This window comes from Streptomyces sp. NPDC055078, assembly GCF_053607985.1.
Genome location: NZ_JBSGUP010000155.1, coordinates 1 through 13,861 on the forward strand (window position 1 = coordinate 1; position 13,861 = coordinate 13,861).

Here is a 13,861-nt window from a genome sequence, read left to right on the forward strand (position 1 = left end):
CCCCGCCACCCGCCGCCGAGATCTCCTGGGCCAGCCGCCGGGCCGGGAGGGCGGTGGGTGCCCTCAGCAGGAACTCGTCCACTGTCCCCTCGGCGAGCGGATGCGTCTGGAGCGTCAGTATGTCGACGCCGAGCCCGGCGAGGACGGAGCAGAGCGCCGCGAGGCTGCCGGGTGAGTCCCGCACGGTCGTCCGCAGCCGCCAGAGTGTCGTGCCACTGTCGGCACGGGCGGCGGTACCGGTACCGGTAGCGCTGTCGGTGCCGTCGGCGCCGCTGATGTCACCGGTGCCGCCGCCGATGCTGGTTCCGTTGGTGTGGGGACCGGCTGCCCGATCCGCATCGGTCGCGGGGGTACGGCGGTGGCGGCGCGCCCACCAGATGTGGAAGACGGCTGTGGCGAGGAGGGTCACGGCCGAGACGATGAGCAGCGGAGGTCCGCCGGGCCCGTGTCCGACCAGATTCGCGACGACATCGGCGACCGCCACCGCCGTGAAGACGGCTGCCAGTTCGACAAGATCCCGCCGCCAGTGGTGTGGGCGGTGGGCACTCTTCACGGACGTGACATCGGGCATGGCCTCACTGTGGTCGGTCATGGGAACCACTGTGACCGAGCGGTGTTGCGCGATCACGAACGACGTGTGACTGATGGGTAAAGCGAAGATCTGCACGGTATCTACTGCTTTCAGGTGCTTTTTCTGATGGGGTGCCCGGGGGCCTGGCGGAGTACCGCCAGCAGTCGCGACGCCTGCGCGACCAACTGCGACGATCCGCCCCGCCCGGCCAATGCGGCCAGGCCGGGTATCTCGTCGGCCGCCGTCCCGGGTGCCGCTGTCCCCGGTGGCGCCTCCACCGCGCCGGATTCCGCCGACGCCGGAACGGCTGCTCCAATCGCTGCTCCAATCGCCGCTCCGGTGGCCGCGCCGGGGTCCGGCCGGGGCGCCGGGACCGTGGCGGGATCGGGCAGCGCGGTCCCCGCCCCCGTCACCGCGACCCCCGTCACCGCGACCCCCGTCACCGCGACCGCTGTCACCGTGCCCCCCGTCGCCGGTCCACAGTGCTCCACGCACTCGGCGGCCACGGCCAGGATCTCGCCCAGGCCCCGGGGCAGCGGCTCCGGCGTGAGCAACAGGGGCAGCGCCGCCGCGAGAACGGCCCAGGTCGTCGCGTAGGCACCGGTCGCGGCGGCCGTACGGGCGGCATCGGCCAGCCGGTTGGGCTTCACCCTGCCGTGCCGGGTCAGCTCGGCCACCTCACGGCCGAGCCGTGCCGCGTCGAGCTGACCGCGGGCGGCCAGCACCAGCAGGGCGTCCACCGCCGTCAGCCGGTCGTCGGCATGGCGGGCGCCCAGACCGGCGGCGAGCGCCTGGTGCATCGCGGGACCGGCGGGACCCTCGGGGGCCGCCGCCTCCGCGAGCCCGGGCAGACACCAGGAATTGCCGCGCAACTCCGTCCCGTAGGCCCCCGCTTCCGCGGACGACATCAGTCCGGGCACCAGCCATCCGGCGAGCGCCTCCCGGTTGTGCGGAATCGCCGGCTGCCAGTGGGGTACCACGGTCGGCCAGGGTGCGTGAGAGCCCACACAGCTCTCACTATGGCTGTGCGAGTCGTCGGGCGGCCGTCCCAGCCAGTGGAAGACCAGCGGGAAGTCCTGCTGAACGCCGGGCCGCTGCCGGGACCGGCCCAGCAGCCGTCGGGTGACCCGGGCCGGGTGGCGCATCAGGGCGGACCCGCTCTCCCGTGGCGGCCCGGCGGCCGGATCCGGCCGCAGCGCGGGCATCGCCGGGCCATCCCCGGACAGCCATGCGGCGAGCCGGTCGCCCTCGGCCGTCCCCAGCCCGGCGGCGGCCTCCGCCGTGGCTCCGCCCCCGCCGTGCGGCACCCGCAACAGAGCCTGCGCGAAGTCCACCGGCGCGGGTGCGGCACCGAGCCGCCGGTACTCCCGCAGCCGCTCCACCAGGACGTCCGGATCGAGCGCCCCGGTGTCCCAGGTGGGTGTGGCGAGCAGAAACGGCAGCGGGTCGGCGCGCAGACAGCGGGCGACTTCCCACAGCCGGTCGTTGGTGATTGCGGTGAGCCCGAGATACGGGCAGCGGTCGGACCGGGTGGACCGCGTCCGGCTCTTGCGGAGCCCGCTGTCCGACAGCCGCCCCAGCAGGGCCGCCACCACGACCTCCACACCGCCGGGATCCCTGGTGAACACCGAGTCGACGTTCGGGTACCGGTCCCAGCGGGGGGTGAGCCAGTAGCGGTCCGCCAGTGCGCTGCGCAGGGCGTCGGCGACCGGCTCCCGCTCCCGGTGGGCGAGCCGGACCAGGCCGTCGAGGACCCGCTCGAACTCGGCCGCCCCTTCGCGCCTGCGCACCAGGACCACCATGTCCTCGACCAGCTCCTCGACCGACTCCGGCGGCGGGGCGAGCCTGCCGGGCCCGGCGACGGCGGGGAGGATCTCCTCGTACGCCGCCGTCTCCTCCTCGGGCAGCAGCGCGCCGAAGGTCTCGACCGCCGCCGCCCGGTAGGCCGGGCTCAGCAGCGCGGCGGACGCGGCCAGCTCCTCGCGCAGCTCGTCGTCGGCGGCGGACAGATGACGCGCCACCAGCTTCAGCGCCCGCTCCTGCACTCCGGTGTCCCCATGGCCGAACGCCTCCGCGACCACCGGCAACAGCTCCCGGGCGACGGACGGGTCATCGGCGCTCTTCCGCAGCACCTTGCCCACCAGCGTCAACTGCGTCCGCACCAGCTTCTTCTCGGGGCGGAAGAGCACCGCGCCCGACAGCTCGGCGAGGGCGCGCGTCGGCAGCCTGCCGCTCTCGGCCAGTCCTCCGAGAACACTCTGCGCGTGGGCGGCGACCGCGGCCGTACCGTCGGCGGCCATGCCGATCCAGTCCGGGATCCGGGCCTGCGCGTCGTCCGTGCTCAGCGCGAGCCGGCCCAACAGCGTCAGGAAGAACCGCATATCGCCCGGCCGGCCACCGCGCAGCAGCCGCGCGACACAGCCGTCCACCAGCACCGACCGCTCCACCACACCGTCCTCGGCCAGCCGGACGAGCACCGACGGCCAGTGGTCCGGGTCGTCCGGGTCGGCGTACCAGGCGAGCTGCTGGGCGAGTTGGGGCGTCTCGAACAGCCTCGGCACCAGGACCGCCACCTGAGGGTCCCTGCCGACCCTGGAGGGGTGCGGCACCGACCGGACCCACCCGTAGACATACCCGTCCGTCACGGGCACCGGGCAGTCGGCCAGCCGTACCAGCTCATGGATCAGCCAGTAGTCCTCCTCGGCGGTCGAGGGGCGGGCGGCGAGCCGGTGCGCCACGTCACCGAGCCAGCCGGGGTCCCGGTCGGCGAGCACATCGAGGACCGGACCGCTCGCCACGGCGGGCCCGGACCGCAGATCGCGGGCGCCGATCCAGGAAGCAGCCGCCGCCGCTCCCGTCAGACAGCCCGCGCCCGCGACCAGCAGTGCCGCCCGCGCCTTGCCCTGCTCTCCCCAGCGGGACCAGTCCCAGGCACGCACCTCGGTGCGGAACGCCTTCAACTCAGGCAGGCACGCCTTCCGCTGGGTCGCGGTCAGGGGCTTCAGCAGTCCGGGCACTTCGCCGTACCGCCCGTTGCGCACGGCGTCGAGCAGTTCGGCCACGTCGGCCACGTCGGCCACGTCGGCCACGTCGCGCACGTCATTCAGGTCATGCACATCGTTCACTCGCTCGTTCACATCGTGCACGTCGTTCATCGCGCACCTCCCGCGCCTGCGCCCAGGGTGTCCGACGTGGCCAGGGTGGCGGTGGCCTTCACGGCGGGGGCCGGGGTGGCTCCGCGCCGGGCCATCCGGACCGCCAGCGCGTGTTTGCACGGGCCGCGCCCGCCCTGGTGGTCCGACCACCACAGACAGGTGCAGCGCGACCTTCCGGCCGCCTCCCGCACCCGGTAGGTGCGGGTGCCCGAGAGGACCGATGCCGACTCCCCGTCCAGTGCGACCGCCCCCGCCGCCACCAGCTCCCTGGCCGCGACCAGCCGGGGATTGTGCCGCTCGGCGCGGTCCGCGTCATAGGGCAGCTCCCGGTGGAAGTACGCCGCGTCCGCCACGTCGTAGCCCACCCGGCCCGCCGTGCCCAGCCTGACCAGCGCGGCCCGCACCCGCTCGACGGTCAGTCCCGACTGCGCCGCCAGGTCGGCCGGATCGATCCTCGGCTCCCAGGCGAGCAGCACCGAGATCAGCTCGGCATCCTGAGCGGCTTCCCCGGTCGCCAGCGCCTCCAGCACTCCGCCCTCACCGGAGAACCCCCGGGCGGTGTCGGGCGAGAGGGTGAGCGTCAGCCGCATCCCCGGCAGCACCACCTCCCACGCCGACGAGGTCGCCGCACCGTCCACCGCCGCCGGTCCGTACACCCGGAGGGCCGTCGCCTGGCGCAGCACCCGCTGGAGGGCCGTCAGCCGCTCGGGACCCGGCAGACACACGGCACCCGCCACCGGACGGGTCGCCGGCCGCAGCGCCCTCCCGGCGGGGACCACCCACTGCGCGCCCCGGGACGCCCGGCCGGACGAACGGGGCAGCGAGCGCAGAAACCGCACCGCATCCGACGCGGACAGCTCCGCCCGCAGATCGAATCCCGCGGTGGCCACCTGCGCCTCGGCGAAGCCGCGCAGCCAGCGGTCCGGGAGCGGAACCTTCTTCTCCACCACCGAGCCGTCCAGGGTGGTGACGGCCAGCTCGCCCGGGCCCACCCGCAGATGGAGCGGGCTGTCGCCCGTCATCCGCGAAAGCGCCTCCCGCAGGGGGTTGTTGACATCCACATTGGTCGTGCCATGTCCCGTATCGGCGCCGTCCAGGCCGTCCCGCAGCACATCGAGCCGTGCGTACACCCCACAGCAGCCGGAGAACGACTCGAATCGCAGCCGGTCGCCGTTGCCCGTCACCACCGGGTCGAGCAGCGGGCGCGGCGTCTGATCGACATAGCGGGCCGCCGCCACATCCGCCACCGCCAGCAAGCCGCGCGCGGCCGTCTGCGGCGATGTCAGGAAGCCCGAGAAGAAGGTGGGATGGTCCTGGACGCCGACAGGTGCGCGCCCGCCCGAGGTTTCCAGGCCGAGGCGGCGTCCGGCCGCCGAGGACTCAAGGGCGGAGGGACGGACATAGGCGAGCGTCTGCACTGATCGCGTCATGGAACAGACCGTAAGCCCCGCCACTGACAATCGGCCGGTCGAGGGATGGACCGGACCCCTCGCCACAGCACCCGAGTTGGACTCCCGCTCTGCCCCGGGGCCCGGGCGGCCGCCGTCCAGCCACGCTCCCGCTCGGCTCCTGCGGCATCCCCCCGTTCTCCCGTCCGGCTCGTGCGCAGTCCCCCCGTTCTCCCGTCCGGCTCCGGCGCAGTCCCCCCGTTCTCCCACCCGGTTCCGGTCCCCGGGTTCCCGGCCGCCGTCCGCTCAGCCGGTCACCTCCCGGGCCAGCAGCCCCACCCCCCGGGCGATGTCGGATGGCGTGAGATGGGCGTATCCGATGACCAGCCGGACGGCCGGGCCGGTCAACGGCGCCGTCGTGTGGTGGCTCAGCGGGCGCACGGCGACCCCGGCCCGGGCCGCGCACCCGAGGAACCGTTCCTCGGGGCCGTAGCGCTCGGGCAGTCGCGCGATGATGTGCAGCCCTGCGGCGATACCGCTGACCTCGGTGCCGGGGAAGTGCTCCGCGAGGGCGCGGACGACCGCGTCGCGCCGCTCCCGATAGGCGCGCTGGCAGCGCCGCAACTGCCGGTCGTAGCCGCCGCGGTCGATGAAGTCGGCCAGTACGGCCTGGTCGAGGGCGGGGTTGCCCAGATCCATGGTGCGTTTGCGCTCCACCACCTCGTCCATCAGCCGTCGCGGCACCAGCAGCCAGCCCATGCGCAGCCCCGGCGCGAGGGATTTGCTCACCGAACCGCTGTAGGCGACATGTTCCGGATCGAGGCCCTGGAGCGCGCCGACCGGGGCCCGGTCGTAGCGGAAGTCGCCGTCGTAGTCGTCCTCGACGATCAGACCCTTGACCGACCTCGCCCAGTCGAGGAGTTCCACCCTGCGCTGTGCGGAGTACCCGATTCCGGAGGGGAACTGATGAGCCGGTGTGATCATCACGGTACGTACCCCGGACCTGCGCAGCGGCTCCATCGCCAGCCCGTCGCCGTCGAGCGGCAGTGGGGTCGCCTCCAGCCCGGCGGCCGTGAACACCGGCGCGTGGCTGGGGCTGCCCGGGTCCTCGACACCGATCGCCCGGAGGCCGTGCCCACGGAGGACGGAAGCGACCAGGACGGTCGCCTGGGTGACGCCCGAGCACACCACCAGATACTCCGGATCGGCCACCACCCCGCGCCGCCTGGCGAGCAGCGATGCCAGCGCACTACGCAGTTCGGGCAGCCCGCGCGGATCGGGATAGCCGAGCGTCCGGTGGGGCAGCCGGGCGAGCACGGATTTGTACGCCGCTGCCCAGGCGGCCCTCGGGAAGAGGGAGAGGTCCGGTGTTCCCGGCCGGAAGTCCACCTGTACGCCGGGCGTACGCGGCGCGAGATCCCGTGCGACCGGGGCCCCGGCGCGCGCCGCGTCCCCGACCCAGGTTCCCGCGCCCCGGCCGCTGCGCAGATACCCCTCGGCCGTCAGCTGCTCGTACGCCTCGGTGACGAGTCCGCGTGAAACCCCGAGGTCGGCGGCGAGTTCACGGCTGGACGGCAGCCGGGTGCCCGCCGCGAGCCGTCCCGCCCTGACCGCCTCACGCAGTGCCGACTGGAGCGCCCGCCCGCGTTGCCGTGCGGGCGCGGCGACGGCGGGCAGCAGCAGCTCCCACGCGGTGTTCCAGGACGCCGCGCGCTCTCCCGCGACGGGCGCAACCGGTGCGACGGACGCTACCGGCGCGACCGACGCGCCCCTCGCGCCCCTCGCGGAATCTCCGGGTCCGGCCGGAGGATCGACCGGTCCCGCCGGTCCCGCTCCACCCCCTCCCTTCTGACCGGCCCCGGACCGGCCCCCTGCTTGGTCTCCATCCCTGGTCTCCCGATTGGTCCCCGATGACGTCATGGAAGTGGACCTTAAAGGGGACCGCCCCGATCTCTAGCGTCGACTCCATGACCCACCCGGACAGTCCGATGAACGGGCACGCCCTGCGCGGCGTGCTCCTCGTCTCCTTCGCCTACTGCCTCGTCGGAGCCTCCTTCACCGCCAACAGCGTGCTCGGCGACTACCCGTACGCCGGTGGCCAGGCCATCCGCTACGGCCTCGCCTTTCTGCTGCTGCTGCCCCTGCTGGGCGGCCGGGCGGCCCTCGCTCCGCTGCGCGCGCTGACGCCGCGCCAGTGGGGACGGATCGCGCTGCTGGCCGGGGTCGGGATGGTCGGCTTCAATATCGCGATCCTGGCCGCCGAACGCACCTCGGAACCCGCCGTTCCCGGTGTGTTCGTCGGCTGTGCCCCGGTCATCGTCGCCGTACTCGTCCCGCTGCTGGACGGCCGCCGCCCCACCCGGCCGGTGCTGTACGGAGCCCTCCTCGTCGCCGCCGGCGCCTTCGCGGTCCAGGGCTGGGGCCGCACCGACACGGCCGGCCTCGTCTGGTCGGTTGCCGCACTCTTCGGCGAGGTCGGCTTCGCGATGCTCGCCGCACCGGTGCTGCGGCCGCTCGGCCCCCGGCTGCTCACGGCCTGCGTCTGCGGCGTCGCCGCCATCGAGTCGACACTGCTGGGCCTGGTCGTGGACGGCACAGCCCTCGTCCGGATGCCCGACCGGAGCGAGGCATGGGCACTGCTGTGGCAGGTGGCCGTGGTCACGGTCATCGGCTTTGTGACCTGGTACATGGGCGTCCAGCGCATCGGCACCGAGCGCGCCACGCTCTTCACCGGGCTGATCCCGGTCGCCGCGGCGCTCACCGCGCCCCTCGTCGGCACCGGTACGTTCGGTGCGGCTCAGGCGGCGGGCGGAGTGCTGGTGGGAGCAGGCGCGGCACTCGGCTCGGGGGTGTTCCGCGGCAGCGGGACGGGCGTGGCCCGCAAGGGGGCCGCGGCTCCCACCCGGGACCTCACGGGGGACGAGCGCGGGGTCGTCGCCCACCGGCACCCCACCGCACGCGCGCACCCCACCGCACGCGCGCGGCCCGGCGAACCGGGCGCCGGAGAACCCCCTCCCTCCCCGGACACCGGAGACCGCTTGCCCCGCCCGGGAACCCCGTCGGCGCACGAGTAGCCGGCTCCGGACCTCCCGCCGACGTATGAGCAGCCTGTCCGGGCGCCCGGAGCGCAGGCCGGCCGGGCCCGCCTGGACAGAAGGCCGCCGGTCGGTTGGGATGTAGGCGTGGCAACCGACACCCTGACCGACGTCTTCGAAGAACACCGGCCCGTACTGACCGGGGTGGCCTACCGCATGCTCGGCCGGGTAGCCGACGCCGAGGACGTGGTCCAGGACGCCTGGCTGCGCTGGTCCGCCCGGGAGCGCGCGGACATCGGGGAGCCGCGCGCCTATCTCGTACGGATCACCACCCGCCTCGCAGTCGACCGGCTGCGGCAGATCAAGTCCAGGCGCGAGGCGTATATCGGCCCCTGGCTGCCCGAGCCGATCGCCACGGACTTCGGACGGAGCGCACCCGACCTCGCTGAGCAGGCGGTTCTCGCCGACTCCGTCTCCTTCGCGGTCCTGGTCGTGCTGGAGTCGCTCTCTCCGCTGGAGCGCGCCGTCTTTGTGCTCCGCGAGGCGTTCGAATTTCCGTACGCGGAGATCGCCACCACCCTCGACCGGTCCGAGGCCGCCGTGCGCCAGCTCGCCGGGCGCGCGCGCCGCCATGTCGACGAGCGCCGGCCCCGCTTCGATGTGGACCCCGGCGAGTACCGCGAACTGACCGAGCGTTTCCTGGCCGCCGCGTCCGGCGGAGACCTGGACGCCCTGCTCTCGCTGCTCGCCCCCGATGTGCGTCTGGTCGGCGACAGCGGCGGCAAGGCCAAGGCGCCCCTGCGGATCGTGGAGAGCGCGGCGAAGGTCGGACGTTTCCTGTCCGCGGTGGCGAAGGAGTCGATTCCGGACGTGGGCTTCCGCTTCGCCGAGATCAACGGCTTCCCCTCCCTGCTCATCCTCTCCGCGGGGAAGCCGGACTCCGTCCTCCAGCTGGGGATCGTGAACGGACGCATTCAATACGTCTATCTCGTGCGAAACCCCGAAAAACTCCTCGGTATGACGACCGAGTAAGCCGTCTCTCCGCATGTCGGGCCCCTGTCCGAAAAGGAGGCGGCACGGATGTCGTGCGCGCTTCACTGGGGATGACCAGGGCGTCAGCGGGGGAGAGCCGGGGTGAGAACGCCATGTGAACGCATCGCCGACCGAGTCGACTTCGGCCGGCGATGTGCGCAGGATTGGTCTTGACCAAGGTGTCGCGCCGTCCTATGGTCGGCATGGATAGTGAGGAACCTTTAATAAACAAGGGCGCGGAAGAACCGCCGCTGACGGGCGAATGCGGAGGATCAGGGTGGGGACCACGCAACTGGAATCGGTGCCGGAACCGAAGTACTGGCACCTCAAGACGGTGATCAGCGAAGCACTCGACGCGGATTTCGCGGTGGGTGAGATCCTGCCGAACGAACGGGATCTCGCGGCGCGCTTCGGCGTCGCCCGCGCGACCCTCCGCCAGGCACTGGAACAGCTCGAACTGGAAGGCCGGCTCCAGCGCCGTCGCGGCGTCGGGACGACCGTCGCACCGCCGCGCGTGGGTGTGGACGTCTCCACCACCCAGCACGCCTGGCCGGGATCGGCCCAGGACGCCTGGCAGACCTTCGACTGCGCCAAGGCGGTGCCGCCCACCGGCGTGGTCCGCATGCTGGAGTCCGCCGACGGCGACGCGACGTACACCCTGCGCCGACTGCGGGTCACCCACGGTCAGCCGGTCGCGGCCGAGCTGCTCTACATTCCCGCCGCTTCCGTGCCCGACCTGTCGGCCATAGACGTCACCTCCGGGCCGGCCCGCGCGCGTGCGGTCCTGCGTGAGCTGCAGCGGCTCGACCTCGACGGCCAGGACCGCGCCGTGGAGCTGGGCTCGGCGCGCGCCGACGACGCCAAGGAGCTGGACCGGCTGCCGGGCGCACCCGTCCTGCTGGTCACGACCCGCTACTTCTCCCGGGGCCGGACCGCGGCCGTCTCCATCGCCACCTACCGCGCCGACACCTGCCGGCTCACCTTCGGGGCCTCCGGCGATGTCCGGATCAGCCACCACGACCAGGAGCGCCGGGCGTCCTGACCCCAGGAGGCCCTCGCCCCCTGAGGGACAGCTCCGGAGCCATGAACCCCCGGGGAAACACCTCGGGGGCTCTTTCCGATCTTCCGTCCCCGGAACAGCGTGCTCCTCGGGACCATCACGCACCGTGCCCTCCGGAACCGTGCTCTCCGGAGTCAGCCGGTGCCCCTCCGGGAGCGGCCGGTTCGCCGCGTACCGCACCTGCCCGGTTCAGCGGTGGGCCGTGACCGTACCCTCCACCGCGAAGAGCATCTCCTCGACATGGTCCAGCGCCAGCCGTAGCGCGCCCGTCGCCACGGCGGCCTCGCGGAGCAGCGACAGAGTCACCCGGGGCGGCCGGAGGCAGTACCGGGCCAGCTCACCGCGCAGCGGTTCGAGTACACCGTCCAGACCGGCCGCCCAGCCGCCGATCACCACCAGCTCCGGATCGAGGGCCAGCACCAGTGCCGCCACATCGTGCACCAGCCGCTGGATGAACCGCTCGACCGCCGCCTGAGCCCGGGAGTCGCCCTGCTTGGCGAGGGCGAAGACATCGGCCACCGCCTGCTCGTCCAGCGGGTGCAGCGGTTCGTCCGTCGTCGACAGCAACTTCTCGGGGGTCACGTCCCGCCCCAGCAGATGCAGCGCCCCGATCTCGCCCGCCGCGCCCCCGAAGCCCCGGTGCAGCCGCCCGCCGATCAGGGAACCCGCGCCGGGGCTCAGTCCGGCGAGGACGAAGACGAAGTCGTCGATGTCCCTGGCGGAGCCCTTCCAGTGCTCGGCCAGGGCGGCGGCGTTCGCGTCGTTCTCCACCAGTACGGGGCAGCGGAACGAGCGCTGGAGCCGCTGGCCCAGCGGCAGCCCGGTCCACCCGGGCAGCGCCACCCCGAGCCGTACGGTCCCGTCCGCCTCGACGATCCCCGGGGAGCCGACCCCGACGGCCCGCAGATTGGTGCGGGGGACCCCGGCCCTGCGCAGAGCGTCCGCGATCACCAGCCGTACCCGCTCCAGCCGGTCGTCGGCGGAAGCCGTCTCCGACACCTCGCGGGACCCGGCGCCGATGATGCGCCCGTCCAGTCCGGACACCAGCGCCGCGACCCGGTGCGCGCCGATCTCGATGCCCAGCAGATGGCCCGCCTCGACCCGGAACCGGAATCGTCTGGCAGGCCGCCCCTGGCGGCGTGCCTCGCCCTCCTCGGGCACGGACTCGCTGACCAGGCCGACCTCGATGAGCCCCTCGATGACGCCCTCGACCGTCGGCCGGGACAGACCCGTGACCCGGGTCAGATCCGTGAGCGTGGGGGAGCCAGCGCCCCGCAGAGCATGGAGTACCACCGCGGAGTTGATCCGCCGCAGCAGCGACGGATCCCCGCCGGTCAGCCGCCCCACCATGTGTCCTTCCCGTCCCGGCTGATGCAGCCCGGGCGTGTGTGTCTGCCGGATCGTACTCGCTGCCCGAACGCCGTGCACGGTCACTGCAAGGACTGCAACGGACCAGTCGCCGTACGGCCCCGGCGACGCTGCCGGAGGTGTGCGGACGCGAGGTACAAGGGCCTCGCGAGGGGGTCAATCGGACGATTGGGCGACGGCTCGGAGGCGGCTGTACTCCGCCGCCATCGACTGGGCCGTCCAGTGCGCGTTCAGCCCGCTGGGATTGGGCAGCACCCAGATTCCCGTATCGCCGATCGTGCGCTCCTGCCGCCCGATCCGGGCCTTGCGGTCGCCGAACGCCGTGCGGTACGCGGTGATGCCGACGACCGCCAGCCAACCGGGCCGCAGCCGCCGCACCTTGGCCGTCAGCAGCTCTCCGCCCGCCCGGAACTCCTCGTCGCTCAGCTCATCGGCGCGCGCGGTGGCCCGCGCCACCACATTGGTGATCCCGAGGCCGAGCCCGAGCAGCTCGCGCTGCTCCGAAGGCCGCATCCGGCGGGGCGTGAACCCCGACAGATGCAGTACGGGCCAGAAACGGTTGCCGGGCCGGGCGAAGTGATGGCCGGTCGCCGCCGACATCAGGCCGGGGTTGATCCCGCAGAAGAGCACGCCGAGACCCTCCGCCACCACATCGTCGATGACGCGGTCGCGGGCGGTCTGTTCTTCGGGGTTCATTCGGGGTTCATTCGGGTTTCAGAGGATCGACCCCGGGGTGTAGCCAGCGGCCTCGGGGTGCCGCTTGAGCAGTTCCTCGATACGGGAGACAACCGCCGCGACCTGATCGGCGGCGGCACCCGTGAACGACAGCTTGTCGGCCATCAGGGCGTCCAACTGCCCACGGTCCAGCGGAATACGCTCGTCCGAGGCAAGCCGGTCGAGCAGCTCATTGCGCTCGGCACCCTGCTCGCGCATCGCCAGCGCCGACGCGACCGCGTGCTCCTTGATCGCCTCGTGCGCGACCTCACGGCCGACTCCGGCCCGTACCGCGCCCATCAGCACCTTGGTGGTGGCGAGGAACGGCAGATAGCGGTCGAGTTCCCGGGCGACGACCGCGGGGAATGCGCCGAACTCGTCCAGCACCGTCAAGAACGTCTCCAGCAGCCCGTCGAAGGCGAAGAACGCGTCCGGCAGCGCCACCCGGCGCACCACCGAACAGGACACATCACCCTCGTTCCACTGGTCGCCCGCCAGCTCCGCCGTCATCGAGGCATAGCCGCGCAGAATCACCATCAGGCCGTTCACCCGCTCACAGGAGCGGGTGTTCATCTTGTGCGGCATCGCCGACGAACCGACCTGGCCCGGCTTGAAACCCTCGGTGACCAGCTCGTGTCCGGCCATCAGCCGGATCGTCTTGGCGACCGATGAGGGCGCGGCGGCGAGCTGCACCAGCGCGGAGACCACGTCGTAGTCGAGCGAACGGGGATAGACCTGCCCGACCGAGGTGAAGGCGTGGGTGAAGCCGAGGTGCCCCGCGATGCGCTGCTCAAGACCCGCGAGCTTCGCCGTGTCACCGCCCAGCAGATCGAGCATGTCCTGCGCCGTGCCGACCGGGCCCTTGATCCCGCGCAGCGGATAGCGGCCCAGCAGATCGTCCAGGCGCCCGTACGCCACCAGCAGCTCGTCGGCCGCCGTGGCGAAGCGCTTGCCGAGCGTCGTGGCCTGCGCGGCGACGTTGTGCGAGCGCCCGGCAAGCACCAGCTCCGCGTACTCACCGGAGAGCTTGCCCAGACGGGCCAGGACCGCGACCGTGCGCTCGCGCATCAGCTCCAGCGACAGCCGGATCTGCAGCTGTTCGACATTCTCGGTCAGATCGCGGGAGGTCATGCCCTTGTGGACGTGCTCATGACCCGCGAGGGCGTTGAACTCCTCGATCCGCGCCTTCACATCGTGGCGGGTGATCTTCTCGCGCTCGGCGATCGACGCCAGATCGACCTGGTCGAGCACCCGCTCGTAGTCGGCGATCGCCGCGTCCGGTACCTCGATGCCGAGGTCCTTCTGCGCGCGCAGCACCGCGAGCCAGAGCTGACGCTCCAGTTTCACCTTCTGCTCGGGGGACCACAGAGCCGCCAGCTCCACAGAGGCATAGCGGCCGGCCAGGACATTCGGGATACGAGGCTTCGCAGACAGAGCAGTCACGTAGGCAGAGCATACCCGCCGTATATGGGGCTCTCCGTACGTCTACACCGTCGACGAACCGCTTGGTCAGTCTCCGCCAGTCCCTCTCACGACGT

General features: G+C 72.6%; 9 protein-coding genes and 1 pseudogene. 3 read left to right on the forward strand and 7 right to left on the reverse strand.

What is annotated here, in order from left to right; all coding sequences use genetic code 11:
- The 4 genes and pseudogenes from ACWF94_RS15785 to pdxR all read right to left on the reverse strand — a co-directional run.
- Window positions 1-592, reverse strand: a pseudogene (locus ACWF94_RS15785) (GNAT family N-acetyltransferase); the annotation flags it as partial.
- 89 nt (window positions 593-681) lie between these two features.
- Window positions 682-3,726, reverse strand: a complete 3,045-nt coding sequence (locus ACWF94_RS15790) for a DUF7824 domain-containing protein (protein ID WP_453487927.1) — start codon at window positions 3,724-3,726, stop codon at window positions 682-684.
- Window positions 3,723-5,156, reverse strand: coding sequence for an SWIM zinc finger family protein (locus tag ACWF94_RS15795; protein WP_453487928.1), 1,434 nt, complete (start codon window positions 5,154-5,156; stop codon window positions 3,723-3,725). The genes ACWF94_RS15790 and ACWF94_RS15795 overlap by 4 nt, the downstream gene beginning before the upstream one ends.
- A gap of 264 nt (window positions 5,157-5,420) precedes the next feature.
- Complete coding sequence (gene pdxR, locus ACWF94_RS15800; RefSeq protein WP_453487929.1) at window positions 5,421-7,034, reverse strand: MocR-like pyridoxine biosynthesis transcription factor PdxR; 1,614 nt, start codon at window positions 7,032-7,034, stop codon at window positions 5,421-5,423.
- A 68-nt stretch (window positions 7,035-7,102) separates the two neighbouring features.
- Here pdxR and ACWF94_RS15805 point away from each other — a divergent pair, with 68 nt between their 5' ends.
- The 3 genes from ACWF94_RS15805 (at window position 7,103) to ACWF94_RS15815 (ending at window position 10,223) form a co-directional block, all read left to right on the forward strand.
- The gene (locus tag ACWF94_RS15805) at window positions 7,103-8,188 is read left to right on the forward strand and encodes a DMT family transporter (protein ID WP_453487934.1); all 1,086 of its coding nucleotides are present in this window, start codon (window positions 7,103-7,105) and stop codon (window positions 8,186-8,188) included.
- 108 nt (window positions 8,189-8,296) lie between these two features.
- Window positions 8,297-9,181 (forward strand): RNA polymerase sigma-70 factor, encoded by an 885-nt coding sequence (locus ACWF94_RS15810; protein ID WP_453487930.1) that lies wholly within the window; start codon window positions 8,297-8,299, stop codon window positions 9,179-9,181.
- Window positions 9,182-9,458: 277 nt separating this feature from the next.
- Complete coding sequence (locus tag ACWF94_RS15815) at window positions 9,459-10,223, forward strand: GntR family transcriptional regulator (RefSeq protein ID WP_453487931.1); 765 nt, start codon at window positions 9,459-9,461, stop codon at window positions 10,221-10,223.
- A 207-nt stretch (window positions 10,224-10,430) separates the two neighbouring features.
- Here ACWF94_RS15815 and ACWF94_RS15820 read toward each other — a convergent pair whose 3' ends face one another.
- From ACWF94_RS15820 to purB, 3 genes are all read right to left on the reverse strand, one after another.
- Window positions 10,431-11,588: an ROK family transcriptional regulator gene (locus tag ACWF94_RS15820; protein ID WP_453487935.1), complete on the reverse strand. Its 1,158-nt coding sequence runs from the start codon at window positions 11,586-11,588 to the stop codon at window positions 10,431-10,433.
- Between the two features lie 177 nt (window positions 11,589-11,765).
- Window positions 11,766-12,305, reverse strand: coding sequence for a G/U mismatch-specific DNA glycosylase (gene mug / locus ACWF94_RS15825; RefSeq protein ID WP_453487932.1), 540 nt, complete (start codon window positions 12,303-12,305; stop codon window positions 11,766-11,768).
- 18 nt (window positions 12,306-12,323) lie between these two features.
- The gene (gene purB / locus ACWF94_RS15830; protein WP_453487933.1) at window positions 12,324-13,766 is read right to left on the reverse strand and encodes an adenylosuccinate lyase; all 1,443 of its coding nucleotides are present in this window, start codon (window positions 13,764-13,766) and stop codon (window positions 12,324-12,326) included.
- Window positions 13,767-13,861 lie beyond the last annotated feature (95 nt).